This is a genomic window from Kitasatospora sp. NPDC050543 (assembly GCF_044457565.1).
Lineage (GTDB): Bacteria > Actinomycetota > Actinomycetes > Streptomycetales > Streptomycetaceae > Kitasatospora.
In genome coordinates this window covers 142,615-163,785 of sequence record NZ_JBITGZ010000006.1, presented here as the reverse complement: position 1 = coordinate 163,785, position 21,171 = coordinate 142,615, and the positions used below count along the sequence as shown (strand labels likewise).

The 21,171-nt window shown below is 74.0% G+C and carries 24 protein-coding genes and 1 pseudogene; 8 read left to right on the top strand and 17 right to left on the bottom strand.

Annotated features, from left to right (window positions below; genetic code table 11):
- Positions 1–75 precede the first annotated feature (75 nt).
- Positions 76–1,113, top strand: coding sequence for a helix-turn-helix domain-containing protein (locus ACIBH3_RS10060; protein WP_396311452.1), 1,038 nt, complete (start codon positions 76–78; stop codon positions 1,111–1,113).
- Here the strand turns inward: ACIBH3_RS10060 and ACIBH3_RS10055 are convergent.
- Both ACIBH3_RS10055 and ACIBH3_RS10050 read right to left on the bottom strand, forming a co-directional pair.
- The gene (locus tag ACIBH3_RS10055; protein ID WP_396311451.1) at positions 1,110–1,352 is read right to left on the bottom strand and encodes a DUF397 domain-containing protein; all 243 of its coding nucleotides are present in this window, start codon (positions 1,350–1,352) and stop codon (positions 1,110–1,112) included. The genes ACIBH3_RS10060 and ACIBH3_RS10055 overlap by 4 nt on opposite strands.
- Complete coding sequence (locus tag ACIBH3_RS10050) at positions 1,352–2,176, bottom strand: helix-turn-helix domain-containing protein (protein WP_396311450.1); 825 nt, start codon at positions 2,174–2,176, stop codon at positions 1,352–1,354. Before ACIBH3_RS10050 ends, ACIBH3_RS10055 begins: the two co-directional genes overlap by 1 nt.
- A gap of 172 nt (positions 2,177–2,348) precedes the next feature.
- Here ACIBH3_RS10050 and ACIBH3_RS10045 point away from each other — a divergent pair, with 172 nt between their 5' ends.
- Entirely contained in the window at positions 2,349–2,552 is a 204-nt protein-coding gene (locus tag ACIBH3_RS10045) for a hypothetical protein (protein ID WP_396311449.1), read from the top strand.
- Positions 2,549–2,884: a hypothetical protein gene (locus ACIBH3_RS10040; RefSeq protein ID WP_396311448.1), complete on the top strand. Its 336-nt coding sequence runs from the start codon at positions 2,549–2,551 to the stop codon at positions 2,882–2,884. Before ACIBH3_RS10045 ends, ACIBH3_RS10040 begins: the two co-directional genes overlap by 4 nt.
- A 61-nt stretch (positions 2,885–2,945) precedes the next feature.
- Here the strand turns inward: ACIBH3_RS10040 and ACIBH3_RS10035 are convergent, their stop codons facing one another.
- Positions 2,946–3,716 carry a MerR family transcriptional regulator gene (locus ACIBH3_RS10035; RefSeq protein ID WP_396311447.1) on the bottom strand — a complete coding sequence of 257 codons (771 nt, stop codon included), beginning with the start codon at positions 3,714–3,716 and terminating at the stop codon, positions 2,946–2,948.
- Positions 3,717–3,914: 198 nt separating this feature from the next.
- Between ACIBH3_RS10035 and ACIBH3_RS10030 the strand changes: the two genes are divergently transcribed.
- Positions 3,915–4,673 carry an aquaporin gene (locus ACIBH3_RS10030; RefSeq protein WP_396311446.1) on the top strand — a complete coding sequence of 253 codons (759 nt, stop codon included), beginning with the start codon at positions 3,915–3,917 and terminating at the stop codon, positions 4,671–4,673.
- Positions 4,674–4,718: 45 nt separating this feature from the next.
- Here ACIBH3_RS10030 and ACIBH3_RS10025 read toward each other — a convergent pair whose 3' ends face one another.
- From ACIBH3_RS10025 to ACIBH3_RS10000, 6 genes are all read right to left on the bottom strand, one after another.
- The gene (locus tag ACIBH3_RS10025; RefSeq protein WP_396311445.1) at positions 4,719–5,942 is read right to left on the bottom strand and encodes a hypothetical protein; all 1,224 of its coding nucleotides are present in this window, start codon (positions 5,940–5,942) and stop codon (positions 4,719–4,721) included.
- A gap of 249 nt (positions 5,943–6,191) precedes the next feature.
- A complete protein-coding gene (locus ACIBH3_RS10020) occupies positions 6,192–7,388 on the bottom strand; it encodes an LPXTG cell wall anchor domain-containing protein (protein ID WP_396311444.1) in 1,197 nt (398 codons plus the stop codon).
- A gap of 488 nt (positions 7,389–7,876) precedes the next feature.
- Entirely contained in the window at positions 7,877–8,761 is an 885-nt protein-coding gene (locus ACIBH3_RS10015) for an NAD(P)-dependent oxidoreductase (protein WP_396311443.1), read from the bottom strand.
- A gap of 42 nt (positions 8,762–8,803) precedes the next feature.
- Positions 8,804–9,196, bottom strand: a complete 393-nt coding sequence (locus tag ACIBH3_RS10010) for a hypothetical protein (protein ID WP_396311442.1) — start codon at positions 9,194–9,196, stop codon at positions 8,804–8,806.
- 107 nt (positions 9,197–9,303) lie between these two features.
- On the bottom strand, positions 9,304–9,732 hold the full coding sequence (locus ACIBH3_RS10005) for a PPOX class F420-dependent oxidoreductase (protein WP_396311441.1): 429 nt from the start codon (positions 9,730–9,732) through the stop codon (positions 9,304–9,306).
- 193 nt (positions 9,733–9,925) lie between these two features.
- A complete protein-coding gene (locus ACIBH3_RS10000; protein WP_396311440.1) occupies positions 9,926–10,486 on the bottom strand; it encodes a heme-binding protein in 561 nt (186 codons plus the stop codon).
- A gap of 114 nt (positions 10,487–10,600) precedes the next feature.
- Between ACIBH3_RS10000 and ACIBH3_RS09995 the strand changes: the two genes are divergently transcribed.
- From ACIBH3_RS09995 to ACIBH3_RS09985, 3 genes are all read left to right on the top strand, one after another.
- On the top strand, positions 10,601–12,022 hold the full coding sequence (locus ACIBH3_RS09995; RefSeq protein WP_396311439.1) for a sensor histidine kinase: 1,422 nt from the start codon (positions 10,601–10,603) through the stop codon (positions 12,020–12,022).
- Positions 12,019–12,669 (top strand): response regulator, encoded by a 651-nt coding sequence (locus ACIBH3_RS09990; RefSeq protein ID WP_396311438.1) that lies wholly within the window; start codon positions 12,019–12,021, stop codon positions 12,667–12,669. Before ACIBH3_RS09995 ends, ACIBH3_RS09990 begins: the two co-directional genes overlap by 4 nt.
- 112 nt (positions 12,670–12,781) lie before the next feature.
- On the top strand, positions 12,782–13,564 hold the full coding sequence (locus ACIBH3_RS09985) for an aminotransferase class IV family protein (RefSeq protein WP_396311437.1): 783 nt from the start codon (positions 12,782–12,784) through the stop codon (positions 13,562–13,564).
- Between the two features lie 33 nt (positions 13,565–13,597).
- On the opposite strand, the gene ACIBH3_RS09980 is transcribed toward ACIBH3_RS09985, so the two are convergent.
- The 5 genes from ACIBH3_RS09980 to ACIBH3_RS09960 form a co-directional block, all read right to left on the bottom strand.
- Positions 13,598–14,131: a hypothetical protein gene (locus ACIBH3_RS09980; RefSeq protein ID WP_396311436.1), complete on the bottom strand. Its 534-nt coding sequence runs from the start codon at positions 14,129–14,131 to the stop codon at positions 13,598–13,600.
- A complete protein-coding gene (locus ACIBH3_RS09975; protein ID WP_396311435.1) occupies positions 14,128–15,669 on the bottom strand; it encodes an alpha/beta hydrolase in 1,542 nt (513 codons plus the stop codon). Before ACIBH3_RS09975 ends, ACIBH3_RS09980 begins: the two co-directional genes overlap by 4 nt.
- Positions 15,669–15,977 carry a type VII secretion target gene (locus ACIBH3_RS09970; RefSeq protein ID WP_396311434.1) on the bottom strand — a complete coding sequence of 103 codons (309 nt, stop codon included), beginning with the start codon at positions 15,975–15,977 and terminating at the stop codon, positions 15,669–15,671. Before ACIBH3_RS09970 ends, ACIBH3_RS09975 begins: the two co-directional genes overlap by 1 nt.
- 90 nt (positions 15,978–16,067) lie before the next feature.
- Positions 16,068–17,390 (bottom strand): RNA polymerase sigma factor, encoded by a 1,323-nt coding sequence (locus tag ACIBH3_RS09965; protein WP_396311589.1) that lies wholly within the window; start codon positions 17,388–17,390, stop codon positions 16,068–16,070.
- Positions 17,391–17,705: 315 nt separating this feature from the next.
- Positions 17,706–18,134: a YciI family protein gene (locus ACIBH3_RS09960; RefSeq protein WP_396311433.1), complete on the bottom strand. Its 429-nt coding sequence runs from the start codon at positions 18,132–18,134 to the stop codon at positions 17,706–17,708.
- Positions 18,135–18,469: 335 nt separating this feature from the next.
- On the opposite strand from ACIBH3_RS09960, the pseudogene ACIBH3_RS09955 reads away from it, so the two are divergent.
- Positions 18,470–18,703: pseudogene (locus ACIBH3_RS09955) on the top strand (hypothetical protein); the annotation flags it as partial.
- 28 nt (positions 18,704–18,731) lie between these two features.
- On the opposite strand, the gene ACIBH3_RS09950 reads toward ACIBH3_RS09955, so the two are convergent.
- The 3 genes from ACIBH3_RS09950 to ACIBH3_RS09940 all read right to left on the bottom strand — a co-directional run bounded on the left by ACIBH3_RS09950 (position 18,732) and on the right by ACIBH3_RS09940 (position 21,155).
- A complete protein-coding gene (locus ACIBH3_RS09950) occupies positions 18,732–19,136 on the bottom strand; it encodes a RidA family protein (RefSeq protein WP_396311432.1) in 405 nt (134 codons plus the stop codon).
- A gap of 104 nt (positions 19,137–19,240) precedes the next feature.
- Positions 19,241–20,200 (bottom strand): threonine/serine dehydratase, encoded by a 960-nt coding sequence (locus ACIBH3_RS09945; RefSeq protein ID WP_396311431.1) that lies wholly within the window; start codon positions 20,198–20,200, stop codon positions 19,241–19,243.
- A gap of 109 nt (positions 20,201–20,309) precedes the next feature.
- Positions 20,310–21,155, bottom strand: a complete 846-nt coding sequence (locus ACIBH3_RS09940; RefSeq protein ID WP_396311430.1) for a sulfite exporter TauE/SafE family protein — start codon at positions 21,153–21,155, stop codon at positions 20,310–20,312.
- Positions 21,156–21,171 lie beyond the last annotated feature (16 nt).

Below are 21,171 nucleotides of genomic sequence, written 5' to 3'. Positions count from 1 at the left end.
CGACAGTGGCGTGAACGACTACACTCGCCAAGATTCCGCCAACCCAGGCACGTACTCCCCAGGAGGTGGCCGCCCATGGCCGAGCAGCAGCCGACCGGCCCGGTCGCCGTCACCATCGGACGCCGGCCCGAGCCCGTCCACGACATCGCCGTCTACGCCTTCGACGGCATGACCCCGTTCGAACTCGGCGTGGTGGTGGAGGTGTTCGGCCTGGCCCGCCCCGAACTGGGCGGCCTGCTCGCCGCGCCCTGGTACGGGCTCAAGGTGTGCGCCGACCACCCGGGCACGCCGCTCGCCGCCGTCGGCGGATTCTCGATGACCGCCCACCACGGCCTGGACGAGCTGGCCGCGGCCGACACCGTGATCGTCGTCGGGGTGGCCAACACCTTCAGCGGTGAGGTCTCCCCCGGCCTGGTCACCGCCCTGCGGACGGCACACGACCGCGGAGCGCGGATCGTCTCGATCTGCTCCGGCGCCTTCGCCCTGGCCGCCGCCGGACTGCTGGACGGCCGCGAGGCCACCACCCACTGGCGGTACGCCGAACTCCTGCAACAGCGCTACCCGTTGGTGCAGGTCAACCCGGACGTCCTGTACGTGGACTGCGGGAACGTGCTGACCAGCGCGGGCAGCGCGGCCGGCATCGACCTGTGCCTGTACCTGGTCCGCAGCGACCACGGCGCCAAGGTCGCCAACAACGTCGCTCGGCGCTTCGTGGTGCCGCCGCACCGCGACGGCGGGCAGGCCCAGTTCATCGAGGCGGCCGTGCTGCCGGTGGAGGAGGAGGACGACGGCGTGACCCGCAGCATGCAGTGGGCGCTGGACCACCTGTCGTCCCCGTTGACGGTCACGATGCTGGCCCGCGCCGCCCGGATGTCCGACCGCTCGTACCTGCGGCACTTCACCGCCCGCAACGGCACCAGCCCGATGCGCTGGGTCATCACCCAGCGCATCGCGGCCAGCCTGCCCCTGCTGGAGTCGCCGGACGGCACGGTCGAGGAGATCGCCACCGCCGTCGGCTTCGAGAGCGCAGCCACGTACCGCCACCACTTCGGCCGCACCATGCGGACGTCCCCGACGGCCTACCGCAAGACCTTCGGCAGCGGCGCGGCCTAGCCGCCGAACTCGCCCGCGGCAGCGGCGGCGACGAAGTCCCTCCACGCAGCGGGCGACACGGCGAGGTGGACGCCCGGCGTCTTGGTGTCCCCGACCAGGACAGCACAGTGGGAGGCTACGAAGCTCGTGGAGACCCGGACGCAGTCGCCCTGGCCCTGGGCATCGCTGTAGCTGCTCTTGAACCACTCGGCGCCGGCGGCGTCACGGTCTGCAACGATCGGCTGCTGCACGTTGCTCATCAAAGCTCCTCCATTGCCCGTCGGAGCCAACCGTCCGACTCCTCCGGCGACAGTGCTGCCGCCTGGACAAGATCGTAGGTCAGCGATGCGCCCAGAACATCCTCTGCGGATTCGAGAAGTTGGCCAGTGACGTAGCCCTCGGCATAGGCGGCCCGCGGGGCATCCAGGAAGTCGAGCAGAGTAATCGAACTTCCCATCGCGCCGTGGCCTCCGGCGCTGAACGGCATTACCTGAACTACGGCGTCCCGTCCGCTGCACAGACTGAGAACATGCTGGATCTGTTGTCTCATCACCTCCGGGCCTCCCACCGCCCGACGGATCACGCTCTCGTCCAGCACGACCCAGACGTGCGGAGGCTGGTCACCACCGAGCAAGGCCTGCCGAGCCGCTCGGGCGGCCCACACCACCTCGATCTCACTGTCATCCGCTCTTGGCAGACCGAGTCTCAGCAGGGCGCGCCCGTACGCGGGGGTCTGCCACAGGCCCGGGAAGGATCCGGCGGCGTACTTCCGCATGCTCGCCGCCAAGGCTTCGAGTTCCATGAACCGGCGGGACCAGTCGGGGAAGCTCTCGCGGCAGACCAGAGGGTACAGGCGGGTGAAGATCCCATCCGTCTGCAACACCTCGTCCAGGCGGGCCGGCAGGTCCGGTGGGACGGAGCGGTCGGCGGTCTCGATGTTCCCCAGGTGGGTCTTGCTGTAGCGGAGTTCGTGGGACAGGGCCACCAGGGACAGCCCGCGTAGCTGCCTCAGCCGTCGCACCTCGGCCCCGAACAGATCCCTGGCCGACCGCTGCGGAGAGAGTTCGCGCTCCCGTGCTGCCATACGTGCAGACCTCCTGCCATCCGCAAGGACGTTGCGGACATGCCGCTCCTTCCCACGGTAACGCCGAAGAGCAACGATTGGCCTACGGAACGTCATCAAACCTGCTCCTGAGGCGAGTTGGGGGCGCGGTCGCGCCTGCCCGCGCCGTCGGGAGCTGGGAGAGGGAGGCGCCATGAGCGCTGATTCGAAGCCGTACACGCCGCGTGTCGGGGAGGTGGTCCGGGATCACCTTCGGCGGCGGGACGGGGTGGTCATGGATGTCGTCGGTGGACGGCTGTACCTGCGGCCCGAGGGTGGCGGGATCGAGTGGACCGCCGCGCCGGAGCACGTCGGGCCGGCCGTCGACGCGTCCGCCGCGAGCCGGGTGGGCCGATGATGCGCCGGCCGCTGCCCTTCCGTACCCGCTCCCGGTCGCGGTCACTGCAACGGCTCGCCGAGCGGATCGCCGACCGTGCCGCGCTCGCTCCGCCTCCCCTCCCCGTCGCTCCGCCGGACCGGGTGACCCTGCTCGCCATCGACCTGCTCCGCCTCACCGGGGAGCACGCGTACATCCAGCGGACGGCGAGCGGCGGCTACCGGTTGGCCATCCGCACGCCCGCCGGGCTGGACTCCGACCGGATCGTGGCCCTGCTCGATCTGCTCAACCGCGCCGACCGGTTCGGCAACACCACCGCCACGGCGTGGGCCGAGCTCGATCCCCTTCGCTGACGCAGCGCACGGCGGGGTGGAAGGTCGGCCGGTCCGACCTTCCACCCCGCCGCACCACCCGCTACGCGCCGGCCCGCTGGTCCGCGTTGGCGATGATCGCGTCGTGGAGCCACTGGGCGAGGCCCGGGGCGAGCTTCTCGTAGGTGTCGGTGAAGCGGTGGTCGGCCACGTACATCGCGGCGAGGCAGCGGTGGATCTCGTAGGTGCAGTCGTAGAAGTTGTCCACGATGTGCCGGCGGTGCTCCTCCGCGAGGTCCATCGCCTCGGCGGTGTCGGCGGCGAGGCCGGCCAGGAGGGCGGCGGCCAGGCGCTCGTTGAACGCGTCGGCCTCGGCCTTGATCCGGCGCCAGTCGTCCTTGCTGTACCCGCCGGTCCGCCGCTGGGACTGCTTCCAGGCCTCGGTCTCGCCCCACCGCTGCTCGGCCTCCGCCTCCCAGTCCTCCCGGTAGTCCTCCCCGAAGACCTCGAACTTCTCCTCGGGTGTCAGCTGAATGCCCATCTTCTGTGCCTCCATGGCTCGTTCGACCGCCGCGGCCAGCTCCTGGAGGTGTCCGATCCGGGCGCTGAGCAGCTCGTGCTGGCGCCTGAGGTGTTCGGTCGGGCTCACCGAGCCGTCGTCCAGGATGGCCGCGATCTCCTCCAGCGGGAACCCGAGCTCGCGGTAGAACAGGATCTGCTGCAACCGGTCCAGGTCCGCGTCGCTGTACCGGCGGTAGCCGGCGGCGGTGCGGCCCAGCGGGGACAGCAGCCCGATCTCGTCGTAGTGGTGCAGGGCGCGGACGGTCACCTTCGCGGCCTTCGCGACCTGCCCCACCGAGTATCCGTTGCTCACCTTGCGGGCTCCCTTCCTGCTGGTCCCAACCCTCCGGCCTCACGTCGCGTGAGAGTCAAGCCCAGCTTCGGGGCGCCCCACAGGCCCCGGGCGGCGACAGCGCCGTGCGAGTCTCCGAGCGGGCGGCCGGGCGGGGGCCGGCCGTTCGACGAAGCCGCCAATTGCCGGGCCCCGGCGCCCGCGGCGACGATGTGGCCCATGACCACGACTCCTCCGCCCCTGGCCCGACGACTGGCCGCCGAGGCGGTCGGCACCGCCGTCCTGGCGGCCGTCGTGGTCGGCTCCGGCATCCAGGCGACCGGTCTCAGCCACGACGGCGGGGTCCGGTTCCTGGCGAACGTCGCGGCCTCCGCGCTCACCCTGGTGGTCCTGATCGAGCTGCTCGGGCCGGTCTCCGGCGGGCACTTCAACCCGCTCGTCTCGCTCGTCACCTGGTGGGCGGAGCGCCGTGGCGTCCTCATCCCCATGACACTGCGCGAGGTCGGCGCGTACACCGCCGCGCAGGTGGCCGGGGCGGTCGGCGGAACGGGGCTGGCGAACGCGATGTTCGAGCGGCCGTTCGTCCAGGTCTCGGCACACCAGCGCACCGGCTCCGGCCTGTGGCTGGCCGAGGCGGTGGCCACCGGCGTGCTCGTCCTGCTGGTCTTCGGGCTGCCGCGCAGCGGGCGCGGACGCATCGTCCCGATGGCCGTGGGTCTGTGGATCGGCGCGGCCTGCTGGGCGACCTCCTCCGGGAGCTTCGCCAACCCCGCCGTGACGCTCGGCCGGGCTTTCACCGACAGCTACACGGGGATCTCGCCCGCCTCGGTGCCGGCCTTCGTGTTCTCCCAGGCGGTCGGCGCCGCACTCGGGGTGGTGCTGGTGGCGCTGCTGTTCGGCCGGCCCACGGCGGCGGGCGCGGCCGAGCCGGCGGTACCCGCGGTGCCGGACGACGCCCGCAAGCTGGTCACCGGCTGAGTGACCGGCTGAGTGGACCGGCACGCCGGGCCGCAGCACGGGTGTTCAGTACCCCGCGCCCACCGGCACCTCGGCGGCGCCGCCAGGGGCCGCCGAGGTGCCGCCGATGGGTGGCCGGCCACCGCGGCGCGGCTGCTTGGTGGGCCAGAGCAGGACGTACGCCGTGGACAGCAGCACGAAGGCCAGCCGGACCAGCCCGCGCACGGAGTCCGACGGGATCAGCAGCGTGCCGCCGTACAGCATCACCAGTGCGATCCAGCTCCACCACGGCACCAGGCGCTTCTGCCCGACGGCGTCCCAGAGCAGGGTGCCCAGCAGGATGGACGCCGTGTAGTAGGTGTAGACGCTGGGGTCCAGCAGGATGCGGGCGTTGGCGCCGAGCAGCACGACGGCGGGCCAGCGGCCGCGCCACACCGCGAGGGCGCCCAGGCCCAGCCCCAGGGCCGCCTGTGCGGGGCGGTCCCACCAGGGGGTGGTCGGGTCCGAGACGCCGAACCAGCGCAGCGAGGAGGCCGGCTGGTTGGGGATGGTGAACTTGGCCGCGGCGAGCGAGTCTAGGTTGCCCAGGTAGAACGGCAGCCAGGCGACGGCCACCAGGCCGCAGCACCACAGGATCGCCCGTCGCCACTCCGGGCGCGGCAGCGCGAGGAGCAGGGGGACGAAGGACAGCGCCCACGGCTTGGAGTCCACCGCCAGCGCCAGGTAGACGCCCACCGCCGTCGCCCGGCCCCGGCTGAGCGAGTACGCGGCGAGGGTGGTGAAGAACAGCGCCAGCACGTCGTCCAGGTGCGCGAACCGCACCGAGAGCTCGACCCACATCGGGATGAACGCCAGGCCGGCGACCAGGAGCCGCTGTTGCAGGCGGCGGTGGTTGGTGCCGGTGCCCAGGTAGTACCAGGCGGCGGTGCGGCCGACCACCACCAGCATCACCAGGCCGAGCGCCGACATCGTCGCCTCGGCCAGCACCTGGCCGGTGTGGTCGGAGAAGGGCGCGAACAGCCGGGCGGCGGCCAGGCTGACCGGGCCGATCTGCAGTTCGGGGTGGTGGGCGTAGAGGGAGAGTCCGCCGCCGGACTCCGCGCCGAAGAGCAACTGCTCGCCCTGGCGCAGGTAGTGCCAGGAGACCCCGCCGCTCGGCTCGACGAGCAGGAACCACAGGATCGTCCATGCGACCAGCAGGACGTGGTGTCTGCGGATCGGCAGGCCGGCGATCCGGCCGGTCGCTGCGTTGTAGTCGGTGGCCGCCCGAGCTGACCGCGCTGCGCGCACCTGCACCTCTTCCCGATCTGGCGCCCCCTCGGCCGGTCATCCTATGTGATCGCGGAGTACGGGCAAGGCGCGTGAGCGACCGACGGGCGGCGCAAGGGCGTCCGGCGGGTCGGCGCACGGGCGGTGGGTGGACGTCAGGCGGGGCCGCGGGCGGCGGGTGGCGGGAACGCGGAACCCCTCGGGTGGCGGCGGGTGGGCCGCTGTCCCGAGGGGTCGCGTCAGGTCGGACTCCGGTCAGGCCGGGAGATGTCAGCCCTGCTGGGCGGACTTGCGGCGGCGGACCACCACGAGGGTGCCGATACCGGCGGCCAGCACGGCGCCGCCCGCGAGGGCGATCGGCGTGGTGTTGCTGCCGCCACCGGTCTGGGCGAGGTCCTTGCCGGCGGTGGTGGCGTCGCTGGTGACGGCCTTGGCCACGGCGGCGGGCGTGATCTTCGGCGGGGTGACGGTCGGGTTGGCGACCGGGAAGTCGACCGGCTGCACGGCGGCGTCGCTGGTGCTGGTGGCCGGCGCCGGGGCCGCCGAGGTGCTCGTGGAGGCCGACGGGGTGGCGGTGGGCTTGGCGGTCTCGGTCGGCTTGGCCGTGGTGGTCGGGGTCGCGGTGGCCGTGGTGGTCGGGGTCGCCGTGGCCGTGCTGGTCGGGGTCGCCGTGGCCGTGCTGGTCGGGGTCGCGGTGGCCGTCGTGGTCGGGGTCGCCGTGGCCGTGCTGGTCGGGGTCGCCGTGGCCGTCTGGGTCGGCGTCGCGGTCGGGGTCGGCTTGCCGGTGTGCGACGGGGAGGCGGTCGGGCTCGGGGTGCCCGGCTTCGGCGCGCGGATGGTGAAGCCCGCGCCCTTGATCCGGTCGCAGGAGAACTCGCCCTCGCCGACCGGCTCGTGGGTCTGGTCGTCGAGCTGCGCGAAGTACGCGACCGGCACGACGCCGGCCTTGCCGAGCGGCGACTTCTGGGTGAAGGAGAGCCGGACCTTGATGGTCAGGCTGCCGCCCTTGTTGACCCGCAGCAGGGCGGTGTCGGCCGGGCCGCTCTCGTCGCCGTCACCGAGCAGCATCAGCGCGGCGTCGTCCTCGCCGTCACCGCCGCCGGCCGCCGCACCGGCGGTCAGCCAGCTGCTGCTCTTCGGGAGCTGGTACTCCAGCTTGAAGTCGGCGGCGCGCAGCTTGCCGTCGGCGCTCTTGAGCTTCAGCAGCGGGAAGAGCACGAAGTCGTGCGCGGTGGAGTTGTCGATCTTGAACGTGAACTCGCGGGCGTCACCGCCGGCGAAGAACTCGTTCGGAACACCCTTGACCGCCAGGTCCAGGTTCTGGTGGGCGCCCTTGTTCTGGGCGGCCGCGGCGGCGGTCGGGGAGGACGCGGCACCGACGGCCACGGCGCCCTGGGCACCGGCCAGCACCATCGAGGACGCGAGCGCGGCGGCACCGGCGAGGGCAAGACTGCGACGAATGGACACGAAGACCTCACGGAGAAGGTCCGGGCGCGGCCCGGAAGGGCGCGGCAGGGCGGACTGCGAGAGCAGTGGCCATCCTCCGCGAAGCTGAAAAGTCCGACGGAGACTACCGAATGATCCAGCCATTCGGGAAGGCGGGTGCCGACTGGCGGACCGCCACCCCCGACTCGGCGCCCGATTGATCCAACTCCGTCATCTGGAGCGGCTTTTGTGCCGTCGTTGACATGACCGCAGCCCGACAATACCCCCATCGGACGGGCACCGGAGCATCACCCCTGGTCGACGCGGCAATGGCCGGAATTCGACGCTCCTCGTCCGGATGTCCCGTCAGTCCTCAGGCTCCGGCGGGCGGCGGGGCGTGGGGCGGCGGCTCGCGGTCGGCACGGGCGTGCACGGGTCACCGTACGTCGGTTCGGATCGGAGCGGAGCGCAGCGCAGCGCAGCGCAGCGCAGCGCAGCGCCCCGCCCTGCGGCTGGATGTGCGGGGCAGGTCAGGCGGGCAGGCCGGAGCGCCGGCGGGAGACCGCGGCGACGGCGGCCCAGTCCTTGTCGGCGTCGCCGTGCGCCAGGGCGTCCAGCAGGGCCTCCTGGAGCACGTCTGCGAAGGGCAGCGGGACATTGACGGCGGACGCGGCACTGAGCGCCAGGTTGACGTCCTTCAGGCCGTGCCGGAGCTTGAACCCGGCCGGCTCGAAGCGGCGCTCGGCGACCATCGGGCCGTAGCCGGAGTAGGCCGGACCGGGGAAGAGCGTGCCCGTCAGCATCCCGACCAGGTCGGCGGGCCGGACGCCGTTCGCCTCGGCGAGGCTGCACGCCTCGGCGAGCGACTCGATGGCACAGGCCAGCAGGAAGTTGGTGGCGATCTTCGCGACGTTGGCCTGCGCCGGGCGCTCGCCGAACGGCCAGACCCGTCGGCCCATCGCGGCGAACAGCGGCTCGACCTCGGCCAGCAGCTCCGCCTCCCCGGCGGCGAGGATGTTGAGCTCGCCGGCCGCCGCGGCCGGAGGGCGGCCGAGTACGGGCGCGGAGACGTACCCGATACCGTGCTCGGCGTGCAGGGCGGCGGCGCGTTCGGCCAGCACGGGCGAGACCGTGGCCATGTTGACGTGCACGACCGCGCGGGCGCTCGCGAGCAGCGCCGGGTCGAGCAGGAGGGTCTCGACCGCCTCGTCGTCGGCGAGCATGGAGACGACCACCCGGCCGCCGTAGGCCTCGGCGAGCGAGGTGGCCACCGCCGCGCCCTGGCCGACGAGGGCGCGGACCGGCTCGGGCGAGCGGTTCCAGGCCCGTACCCGGTGGCCGGCCTCCAGCAGACGGGCCGCCATGCCCCGGCCCATCGCGCCGAGGCCCACGAATCCGACGTCCATCGCAGCCATCGCTCACTCCTCGCCAGCGGGAACAGGGATGCTGACTGTACGTCAAATCGGCACTCCGGCCCCGAGCGCCGCGAGCACCCGGCCGCGGAGAAGTTCGTACTCGGCCTGGAGCCGGCCGGGGCGCTCGGGCCTGGCGACCGGGCGGCCGGGGCCGACCAGCTCCCCCGGCCCGAACTGCTCGCGGGTGAGGTCGACCTCGACGCCGGGGGCGAAGCGGTTCCACCAGTGCAGATCCGTGCGGACGCCGTCGACGTGCACCTCGCCCATCATCAGCTCGCCGCCCAGCAGGTCGTTCAGCACCATGGCGACCACCCCGCACTGCCCGCGCGCCGGATTGCCGGGATGCCAGCGGCCGAGGTCCTCGGGGGCACAGGTGTCGACACCCCAGGATGAGCGGATCGCACGTTCGATGTCGGTGAGGGTCCACGGCGTCATGGCCGGAAGCCTGCCACGCGGCACTGACAAACCGGCGGCACCGACGACGGACCGGGGCACGCGGACGGGCGCGCACCCGGGCGAGCGGGTGCCCGGCCCGGCCGCGCTCAGTCGGCGATGCCGCGCTCGGCGGTGACCCTGTCGATCTTCACCCGGACGAGCAGCTCTCCCGGCACCCCGTTGCGCGCCCCGTACTGCTCGGCGAGGTCCTCGCCCACGTAGCGGGCGGCGATCCGGGTCGCCCAGCTCCGCACCTGCGGCAGGTCCTCGCTGAGCTCGACCGTGCCCTGCACCAGCACGTAGGAGAACGGCGGCCGGTCGTCGTCGACGCAGATCATCACCCGGCCGTCGCGGGCCAGGTTGCGGCCCTTGACGGTGTCCCGGCCGGTGTTGAAGAGGATCTCGTCGCCCTCCAGCAGGAACCAGACCGGCGCGAGGTGCGGGCGGCCGTCGGCCCGGCTGGTGGCGAGCTTGGCGGTACGGGTGCCGGCGGCCAGGAACGCGCGCCACTCGGCTTCGGTCATGTTCGTTGCCATGGCCCCATCCTGCTGGATCCACCGGCCCGCGGCCCGGGGATACGCCGGACTCCTCGTGTGGGCCGGGACCCGGCCGGGCCGCCGGGGGCTCATCGGGGGCTCATCGGGGGCCCGTGGGGAGCGCACCGGGTGCCCACCGGCCGCCCGCACACCGGCCCCGGACCCGCCTGGTTGCCGCCGCCCGGCCGCCGGCCTACTTGCCGAGTGCCGCGACGCCCGCCTGCGCGAACTGCTCGTCCAGGTCGCCGCTGGGCGCGCCCGCGACCCCGATGCCCGCGATCGGCGCGCCCTTGGCCTGTACGGGGGCACCGCCGGCGAGGAAGAGGGTGCCGGGGATGTCCTTCAGGTTCGGGGTCTGCGCCAGGCGCTTGACCAGCTCGGAGGTCGGGGCGTTCCAGGAGACGGCGGTGAAGGCCTTGCGCTCGGCCGACTGCGGCGACTGCGGGCCGGCGCCGTCGCCCTTGAGCAGCACCCGGGTGATGCCGTCGCGGTCGACCACCGCGACGGTGACGCGCTGGCCGGCCTTGGTGGCGGCGTCCAGCGCGGCCTGCGCGGCCCTGGTCGCCGCCTCGGTGGTGAGGACGGTCGTCTGGGCGAGGTTCCGGTTCTGGGTGTCGGCCTGGACGGCGGCCGGCGCGGCCGGGGTGTCGGTCTGCCCGGCGCTGGCGGAGGCCACCCCGAGGGTGCCAGCGCCGAGTGCGGCGGCGGCGACGGCACCGGTCAGTACCCGGGTGCGGATGCTCAGCTTCTTCATGGGTCCAGCTCCTCGTCGGATCCGGGCCGGAGCCGTCCGGCTCCGCCCTGCTTCGATCCTCGGGCCGCCAGCGCCCGTACCGGGTCGGCGGTCCGGCCCGCTCCCGCAGGCATGATGGAGGACGGACCGGTCAGCCGATCGGTTGATGCGCAGGGGGGCCGGGCGGGTCACGATCGTGGGATCAGACCTGGTCAGGACGAGGAGCGAGCCGTGCACCACCCCAGCCGCCACCCCACCGACCCGGACGCGGGCCGGCTGGCCGCGGTGCTGGACTCCGCCTTCCTGCTGCTGCTCGCCGCCTCCCTCACCCGCTACCTGACCCACCACCCGGGCAACCCCCGGGTGCCGTGGGTGATCGGGCTGAGCATCGCGCTCGCCGTCGTCCAGCTGGCCGCCCGCCGGCTGCCGGGCGCGGGGCGGTCCACCGGGCCCTCCGCCGCAGCGTCCCCCCGGCCGTCCACCGGAGCGCCGGACGGGGTCGGCACGCAGGACGGGGTCGGCGCGCAGGACGGCGTGGGCGCGACGGGCCGGCCCGCCCGGTGGCCGCTGGCGGCGGTGGTCGGGATCTGGGTGGTGCTGGTCCTGCTCGCCCCCAGCTTCGCCTGGTGCGCCGTACCGCTGGTGTACACCGCGCTGCGCACCCTGCCGGCCCGGGCCGCGATCCCGCTGGTGGCCGCGCTCACCGCGCTCGTCGTGGTGGCCGAGGTACGGCTCGCGCACGGCCTGGACCCCAATCTGCTGCTGGTGCCGCCCGCCGTGGCCGCGCTGGCGACCGCCGTCTTCCTGTACATGGAGCGGCAGGCCGCCCGGCAGCGGGCGCTGATCGACGATCTGGTCCGCACCCGGCGCGAGCTGGCCGCCACCGAGCGGCGCGAGGGCACCCTCGCCGAGCGGGAACGGCTGGCGATGGAGATCCACGACACCCTCGCCCAGGGCCTGTCCAGCCAGCGGATGCTGCTCCAGGCCGCCGACCGCACCTGGGACACCGACCCGCCGACCGCCCGTACCCACGTCCGTACGGCCGCGTCGGTGGCCGCCCGGAACCTGGCGGAGGCCCGCCGGTTCGTCCACGACCTGGCGCCCGCCGAACTCGCCGACGGGCGCGGGCTCGGCCAGGCCCTGCGGGCACTCGCCGAGCGGGAGTCCGCGGAGAGCGGGCTGCCCGTCCGCTTCCACCTGGACGGCCCGAACGTGGCGCTGCCCGCCGCCGCCCAGGCCGCGCTGCTGCGGATCGCCCAGGGCGCGCTGGCCAACGTCCGGGAGCACGCGGGGGCCTCGGCCGCCGCCCTGACCCTCTCCCACCTGGGCGACCAGGCGGTACTGGACATCGCGGACGACGGACGCGGCTTCGCCCCGGGTGCCCCCGCCGACCCCGCCGCAGCCAAATCACCCGGCGGCCCCGACGGCCCCGGCCGGGGACACGGGCTGCCCGCGATGCGAGCCCGGCTGCGCCAGCTCGGCGGCACCCTCACCGTCGAGAGCACCCCCGGAGAGGGCACCGTCGTCTCCGCCGTGATCCCCCTGGAGGTCCGATGAACCCGCCCCCGGCCACCCCGGCCCCGCCCGTCCGGCTGCTGGTCTGCGACGACCACGCCGTGGTCCGGGCCGGCCTGCTCGCGCTGCTCGCCAGCGCGGGCGACATCGAGGTGGTGGGCGAGGCCAGCAGCGGCGAGGAGGCCGTGGCACTGGCGGCCAGGCTGCGGCCGCAGGTGGTGCTGATGGACCTCCAGCTCGGCGACGGCATCGACGGTGTGGAGGCCACCCGGCGGATCACCGCCGGCCCCGACGCGCCCCACGTGCTGGTCCTGACGACCTATGACACCGACGCCGACATCACCCGCGCCATCGGCGCCGGCGCGACCGGCTACCTGCTCAAGGCCGAACGGCCCGAGGAGCTGTTCGCCGCCGTGCACGCCGCCGCCCAGGGCCGCACCACGCTCTCGCCGCCGGTCGCGTCCCGGGTGATGGCCCAGGTGCGCGCGCCCGCGCGGCAGCTCACCGACCGCGAGCAGGACATCCTCGCCCAGCTCGCCCAGGGCCTGGGCAACCGCGAGATCGCCCGCGCGCTGTTCATCAGCGAGGCCACGGTGAAGACCCACCTGGGCCGGATCTACGACAAGCTGGGCGTGGACACCAGGGCGGGCGCGGTCGCCACCGCCAAGGAACGCCGTCTGCTGCGCTGAGCCGCCACCCGCCGCCCGCCGGGAGGGCGGGTACCGCCGCCGGGCGGGCGGGTACCACCGACGGGCGGGCGGGTACCACCGACGGGCGGCCCGCGGTGCCAGACTGGCCGGCATGGCTGAACTGAACGGCCGGCCCGTCTCCCCCGAGGCCCTGGCCGCCCTCGCGCTGACCAACTACGGCCACTTCACCACCCTCCGGGTGGAGGACCGCCGCGCCCGCGGGCTCGCCCTGCACCTGGACCGGCTGGTGCGCGACTGCCGGACCGTCTTCGCCGCCGAGCTGGACCCGGAGCGGGTCCGGGCGCTGCTCCGCCGCGCCGTCGGGGCGGCCGCGGGGCCGCTGGTGGCCCGGGTGACGGTCTTCGACCCGGCGCTGGAGGTCGGCCAGCCGGGCGCCACCGGCGCCGAACCCGCCGTCCTGGTGACGATCCGTCCGGCCCCCGCCCTGCCGCTGCCGCCGCTGCGGGTGCGCTCGGTGCCGTACGCGCGGGAGTTCCCGGCCGTGAAGCACGTCGGGCTCTTCGGGCTGCTCGCGCACCGCGCCGCCGCCCAGCGCGCCGGGTACGACGACGCGCTGTTCACCGACGGGCGCGGCTGCGTCTCGGAGGGCGGCACCTGGAACGCCGCGTTCCACGACGGCGAGCGGCTGGTCTGGCCGGACGCCGAGTGCCTGCCCGGGGTGACCATGGCGCTGCTGCGGCAGGTGTGGGACACCTCGGGGACGGCCGCCGTACCGCTGGCCGAGGTGGCCGGGTACCGGGCGGCGTTCGCCACGAACGCGGCCGTCGGCGTACGGGCGATCGCATCGGTGGACGGCGTCGCGCTGGCGGTCGACGATCCGGTCACCGGCCTGCTGCGGGCGGCGTACGCCGAGATCCCGGCCGACCCGCTCTGACACCGACCCCGATGTGCCCCACCCCGCAAGGGCCTACAGCGCCGACCAGAACGGGCAGCGCACGTACGGCAGCGGCGCCATGTCCTCCACGCTGCCCGGGTGCTCGGGCGAGCCGGGGGTGCCCGGCGGGTACTCCAGGTACGCCGAGCGGGCCACCGCCGGTGAGGCGGCGGTGAAGTAGGCGTTCCCGGCCGTCCCGAAGTCCAGTGCCAGCCGGAAGCCCCCGGCGGTGACGGCGTAGATCGCCGGCAGCACGGGGTCCGCGTTGACGGAGGTGATCGTGCAGCCGAACCTGCGCCAGTGCCGCTCCACCACCCCCAGCAGGGCGCCGCGGCGGGCCGGCGAGACGATCGTCATGACGTTGCGGTTGCGGCTGACGTACCAGCCGAGGTCCGCGCCGGCCGGGGTGCCGGGCGCGGCCAGGCGGGCGCCGGAGCTCGGCACGCCGTGCCGCCAGACCAGCTCCGGGCGGACGGCCTCCAGGGTGTGCTGGAGCAGCGCCTCGCAGCGTTCGGCCGCGCCCGCCTGGTCGAGCCACGGCGGCCCGCCGCCCGGGGTGGTGCTCACTGCGGGACCACCGGGTTGTTGCGGTCGCCGTGGCCGGTCACCACATTGGCGGCGGCCTTGAAGTAGGCGGGGTCGTTGGGGTCGGCTGCCAGCGACTGGCCCTTCGGGAAGCCGTCGGAGACCCGGTCCTCGAAGTCCGGATCCTTGTTGATCACGACGCTGGTGGCCGGGCAGCCCTCGTTGGTGTCCAGCGCGTTGTGGATGGTGCCCTCGTAGGCGCCGGTACCGATCGCGGTCAGGCGCGGCGGCGGCCCGTCGTCGTGCGTGGTCCTGACGCCGTTCAGGAACTGGTTGAAGCCCTGGCCGTTGGGGGAGGAGGCGCCCCCGCCGGTCATGCTGATCGAGGTGCTCGCGACCCGGGGCGGTGCGTCGTAGTTCATCCACACCACCGTCGCGGTGGGCGACTTGGGGTCGGCCTGGTTCGCGGCGACGTTGAGCCGCTTGCCGAACTCCAGGTCGCCGCTGACGAACTCCTTGTCCAGCCCGCCGCTCGGCGGCACGTACGCCGCGACGTTCTTCGCCTTGTCGGGGTTGCCGTACGCGACGATGGCGTTGAACGCAGGCACGTTGGTGGCCGAGCCGGTGCCGGCCGGGTCACCCAGGCCGAGCAGCATCCGGGGCGGCGTGGAGGGAGAGTCCAGCTGCTCCTGGAGCGAGACGAGTGAGTCCAGCTTGGTGCGGCTGGCCCACTGGGCCGGCTGCGGGGCGGCCAGCTCGCGCTCCATCTCGGCCCGCACTTCGGGCAGGTGGAGCCGGTTGGCGGTGTCGCGGTCCTGAGCCGGGATGCCGTCGGTGTTGCCCAGCTCCGGGTAGTCCTTGAGCAGCTGCTGGCGAACCTCCGGGGGCAGCGAGTCCCACCACTGCTTGACGGCCTTCGGGTCGCTGTTGGTGACGACGGCGTCCGGCAGGACGCTCCGGCGCTCCTTCTGCGCCTGCTCCTGCTGGTAGCTGCTGTAGCGGTCGTCGACGACGGCCAGGCGGGCGGTGTCCGCCGCGGCCTCCAGCGTGCCGGCGTAGTCGTCGTCGGCCTCCCGGACCGCCTTCTCGAACTCCTCGATCCGGCTGAGGAGCTCCCTGCGCCTGGCCGCCCCCTTGGTCATCCCGTCCTGGTAGTCCGGGTCGTGGCGCAGCTGCGGACTCTCCTCGCCGTACGCCGCCAGGTCGATGGTGACGTGCGGCGGGCCGTCGACCAGCTCGTTGATGGTGAGCTCGTCGGCGCGCGCCTGGTCGTGGATCGCCTGGCGCTGGAGCTTGAACATGGTGAGGCGGTCGGCGGCGGTGCGCATGGTCGTGCCGATGGTGTCCAGCTCGCGCTGGCAGGCCTTGAGCTGGCCCTCCCACTTCTCCAGCTCGGTCCTGGCCGCCTCGGCCGCCTCACCCGTCCAGCCCGAGTTGAGCACCCGCTGCTGGGTGTTGGCGGCCCAGTCGCGGGAGTGCGCGAAGTACTTCTCGGCGAGCGCGTCCCAGGCGTCGGCGGCCGCGTGCAGCTTCGCCGGCTCGGCGGCGCCGACCAGCCAGAGCAGGTTCTTGTCCTGCATCAGCTGCCCGGCTTGATGGCGTCGAGCCGCATGCTGTTGCCCTCCTCGGCGCGGCGGTACTCGGTCGCGGTGGTGGTGAGGTTCTGCGCGACGACGTCGAGGGAGGCCGCGAGGTCGCCCAGGTGCTTCTGCCAGGCGGTGGCGCAGTGCTCGGCGGCCGAGCCGATGCGCAGCCCGTACAGCGCCTCCTCCAGCCCGGTGGAGGGGCCCGCGACCTGGGGCACCTCCTGACGGATCGCCTCGGCCACCGCGTGGCCGGACGTGGCGGCGCCGTCCAGCTCATCGGGCTTGACGGTGAATCCGCTCATGCGATCCCCCCATGACTCATCGGCTCTGCACGGTCAGCCAGCGTAGTGGATGCTTCCGAGCGCGCTCCGACGCCCGGGTGCCGGGGTGTGCTACCCGGTCGGGGACGGACCGCCGCCGGGGTCCTCGGTGGGCTCGGCGGGCTCGGTGGGCTCGGACGCCGTGGCTGCCGCCGTCTCCGCCTCGGCCGCTGCCGCCGCGCGCCGGAGCAGCAGGGTGCGCTCACGCTCGTTGCGGGTCAGCGCGGCCGCGCGCTCGAACTCCGCCCGGGCCTGCGCCGGCCGGCCGAGCCTGTCCAGCAGGTCCCCGCGCACACTCGGCAGCAGGTGGTACTCCCGGAGCGCGGGCTCCGAGGTGAGTTCGTCGACGAGGGCGAGCCCGACGGCCGGGCCGAAGGCCATCGCCAGCGCGACCGCCCGGTTCAGCTCCACCACCGGTGAGGGCGTCGCCCGGGCGAGCGCCGCGTACAGCGCCGCGATCCGTACCCAGTCGGTAGCCTCCGGCGTGCGCGCCCGCGCGTGGCAGGCGGCGATCTCGCCCTGGAGGCGGTACGGACCGCGCGGCGCGCCGAGCGCCTCGGCGCGCGCCAGTGCCGCCAGCCCCCGCCGGATCAGGACCTGGTCCCAGCGCGCCCGGTCCTGCTCCAGCAGCAGGACCGGCTCCCCCGACGGGCCGGTCCTGGCGCCCGAGCGGGAGGCCTGGATCTCCATCAGCGCGACCAGCCCGTGCACCTCCGGCTCCGCCGGCGCGAGCTCGGCCAGGATCCGCCCGAGCCGCAGCGCCTCCTCACAGAGCGCCGGGCGCATCCAGTCGTCGCCCGCCGTGGCCGCGTAGCCCTCGTTGAAGATCAGGTAGACGACCTCCAGTACGGAGGCCAGCCGCTCGGCCAGCTCGGGCCCCTGCGGCACCTCGAACGGGATCTTCGCCTCGGCCAGGGTCCGCTTGGCACGGACGATCCGCTGCGCGACGGTCGACTCGGGGGCGAGGTAGGCCCGCGCGATCTCCCTGGTGGTCAGGCCGCCCAGCAGGCGCAGCGTGAGCGCGACCCGGGCCTCGGTGGAGAGCACCGGGTGGCAGGCGGTGAACAGCAGCCGCAGCAGGTCGTCGCCGATGTCGTCGTCCAGCGCGGCGTCGAGGTCGGGCTCGGCCGCCTCGCCCTCGACGGCCAGCTCGTGGCCGAGTTCCCGGACCTTGCGCCGCAGCACCTCGCGCCGGCGCAGCTGGTCGATGGCGCGGTGCTTGGCGGTGGCCATCAGCCAGGCGCCGGGACTGCGCGGGACGCCGGTCTGCGGCCACTGCTCCAACGCGGCGACCAGGGCGTCCTGGGCGAGCTCCTCGGCGAGGCCGACATCGCGCACCAGCCGGGCCAGACCCGCGATCAGGCGGGCCGATTCGATCCGCCAGACCGCGTCGATCGCGCGCCGCGCCGCCTCGGCGGCGTCCGACGCGTCGGCGGGCGGGGCGTCGGCGGGCGGGGCGTCGGCGGGCGGGGCGGCCTCAGGGGCCGGGGCGCAAGCGGGTGCCCCGGCATCGTCGGGACCGCCGGGACCGCCGGGACCGCCGGGACCGCCGGGACCGCCGGAGGTCTCGGTGCGGTCGTACTCGTCCTCGCCGGAAGCCGTCACGGCCACATCAGAACAGCTGGGCGCGCGCCGGGCCAATCCGGCGCGCGCCCAGCTGGGTTACGGCTTCACGACGTCACGGCCGCCCGGCCCCGGCGCCGCGCGGCGTCACGCCTTGGGCGCGTTGCGCAGCTGCTGCTCCTGCCAGGCCTGCTCCTTCGCCGCGATCTCCGGCGAGAGGATCTCGGGCGGGAAGTCCGCCGCGTCGAACACCTGCCGCACCTCGACCGTGCCCTCGTCGAAGGGCACCCGGGTCGCCCACTGGACGGCCTCCTCCTTCGACGAGGCCTGGATCAGCCAGTACCCGGCGATCAGCTCCTTGGCCTCGGCGAAGGGGCCGTCGGTGACGGTCGGCCGGCCGCCGGAGTAGGAGACGCTGGCGCCCTTGGAGCTCGGGTGCAGCCCGTCGGCGGCGAGCAGCACCCCGGCCTTGACCAGCTCGTCGTTGTACTTGTCCATCGCGTCGATCATCTCCTTGGTCGGGAGCACGCCCGCCTCGGTGTCGTCGTCCGCCCTGACCAGCATCATGAATCGCATCGTCTTGTCCTCTTCCGTCTCCGGATCCTCGGCAGGCCCTCCCGGAACCAGCCTCTACCCATACGTCGAACGGGACCCGGCGACATCGACACGGCCGGAGAACTCGCCGGCGGGATCACGGCCGTCCCGCCGATGACCGGCGCGGCCGCCTCGCGCGACCACGTCCGGGAGCCGGGCCGTTGAGCGGATCCCGGCCGGGGCCGCAACACGGCGGCTCCTCTCAGTTGCCAGGAACCAGACCTCAGGTTCCTGGCAGGTGCGAGGTGCACGGGGTCCGTCCGGCTGGTTGATCCTCCAAGGCGAGGGGGGATCACCGGTGTGCGCCTCCACTCGTGTACGCCGACGTACCGCGCACCGAGGTGCACTTCACCCGGACCTCCGACGCCATCGGACCGCTGGGCGCCAAGGTCGATGAGCGAGAGCCCGTTCAACCCGTCCCGCCGGCCTTCGCCAACGCCCTGCGCGACGCCACCGGCATCCGCTTCACCGAGGCGCCGTTCCTGCGCGACAAGGCCTGGCAGGCCTTCGACGCCCACCGGCGCCGTGGCTCGCACCCACCGCGGGGATGACACCCCGGCCGGCCCGGGCGCACGAGGCTCAGCCCTGCGCGCCCGGGCCGGCCGCGGCGATGGCGTCCACGCTGATCCGCCGCCCGCCCGGCAGCGTGACGACCGCCGCGGTGCGCGCCGGCGGGTTCTCCGGGAAGACCTCCGCGAAGACGGCGTTCAGGGTGCCGAGGTCGGCCAGGTCGGTGTAGAGGACGGTGACCTTGGCGACCAGGTCGAGCCGGCTGTCCGCCACCCGCAGCACCCGTTCGAGGTTGGTGAACGCCTGGCGGCACTCCGCCTCGAACGGCCCGTCGGGCACCGCGCCGGTCTGCGGGTCGACGCCGGTCTGGGCGGAGAGGAACACCAGGCCGCCGACCCGCACCGCGGGCGAGTACGGCCCGAGCACCTGGATCTCCGGGCTGGTGACGGGGTGGAGGACGGCTGCTTCGGACATGCTCGGTGGGTTCCTGTCGTCGGTCGGGGCGTCGGGAGAGGCGGGGGTGGGGTGCCGGGGCGGATGCCGGGAGGCGAGGGGCCTCAAACGTCAGGCGTCAGGCGTCAGGCGGCGGGGCGAAGCATGTCCGCGAGGTCGCCGGGGTGGATGTTGCCACCGCTGATCACCGCGACGCAGGGCAGCTCCGGGGAGAGCCGCTCGCGGTGGAACAGGTAGCCGGCGGTGGCCACCGCGCCGGAGGCCTCCGCGACCAGGTGGGCCCGGGTGGCGAGGAAGCGTACGGACTCCCGGATCTCCTCCTCGGTGACGGTGACGATGTCGTCCACGTACGCGCGGATGTGCTGCCACGTCAGGTCCCCCAGCGCCGGGGTGCGCAGGCCGTCGGCCACCGTGCGGCCGGCCAGCGCCGCCGTCCAGCGGCTGATCCGCCCGGTGCGCAGGCTCTCGGCCGCGTCCCCGGCGAGTTCGGGCTCCACCCCGATCACCCGGCTGCCGGGGCGCCGTTGCTTCACCGCCGCCGCGACACCCGAGATGAGCCCGCCGCCGCCGACCGGCACCAGGACGGTGAGGTCGCCCGGCAGGTCGTCCAGCACTTCGAGACCGACGGTGCCCTGCCCCGCGATGACGTACGGGTCGTCGAAGGGCGGTACGAGGACGCAGCCGCGCTCGGCGCTCAGCTCGACGGCCCGCGCCCGGTACAGGTCCGGGGCCACGGTGACCACCTCGGCTCCCAGCGCCCGGGTGGCGTCGATCTTGACCTGGGCGGCGGTGTCCGGCATGACGACCACGGCCGGGATGCCGAAGGCCTTCGCCGAACGGGCGACCGCCTGGGCGTGGTTGCCGCTGGAGTGGGTGACGACCCCCAGGGCACGCTCCGCCTCCGTCATCGACGCGATCCGGTGGTGCGCGCCGCGGACCTTGAACGCACCGGTGACCTGAAGGTTCTCCGGCTTGAGCCAGAGCGGATGCGTCATGCCCGGCACCTGGACCAGCGGCGTTCGCACCACGCTACCGGCGATGTTCGCCCGGGCACGGTCCAGGTCGGCCGAGGAGATGAGCGTCATGGCGAGGTGCTCCCTGGGTCGGAGAAGGAGGCGGATCGGATGGTAGGAGCGCCGACGGCCGCGGCCGGTACGGTCCGGGCGGAGGCCGGAGCGGGGGCCGGAGGCGAGCTCAGAGCCACTGGTCGTGTGCCAGCTTCCCCACGGTCGCGAGGACGGCCAGCACCAGCACGGCCCGGACGAAGACGTCCCCGCCGCGCAGGGTCAGCCGGGCGCCGATAGCGGAGCCGGCGATGTTGGCCACCCCGAGCAGGGCGATCAACGGCCAGCTCGTGGGGCCCCTGGAGATCAGCACGGCCGCGCCGCCGATGTTCATGCAGCACTGGATCACCTTCGCCGTACCGAGCGAGTCGACCAGCGAGCGGCGCAGGATGCGCTGGTGGGAGAGCAGCAGGAAGCTGCCGGCCGCGGGGCCGATGATCCCGTCGTACAGGCCGATCATCCCGGAGGAGGCGGCGAGCGGCAGGTTCACCCCGCCACCGGGCGAGGACGCCCCGGCGGAGGACGCCCCGGCGGAGGACGCCCCGGGCGTGGACGACGGCGCGGCGGCCGCCGCGGGCCGGGCCAGGCGTCCCCTGACCACCAGCCAGAGGATCGCCACCAGCACGACGATGACGATCGGCCGGAAGAGCCCGATCGGCAGACCGGAGGCCAGCAACGCGCCCGCCATCGCGCAGAGCACCGCCACCGTGCCGGACCACGCCAGCAGTTGGCGGTTGAGTCTGGTGCCCGGGTTGCGCCGCCAGTACACGGCCGCGGAGGAGATGTTCCCGAGCGCGGACACCGCCTTGTTGATGCCCAGCGGGGTGGCGGTGCCGAGTCCCGGAAGCACGGCGAGCAGGAAGGGCAGCTGGACGAGGCCCCCGCCACCGACGATGGCGTCGACCAGACCCGCGAGCAGGGACACCAGCGCCAGCAACGCCACCGTCCGGCCCGGTAGGTCCAGGAATATGTGCACGGGGATCTCGTCCTTC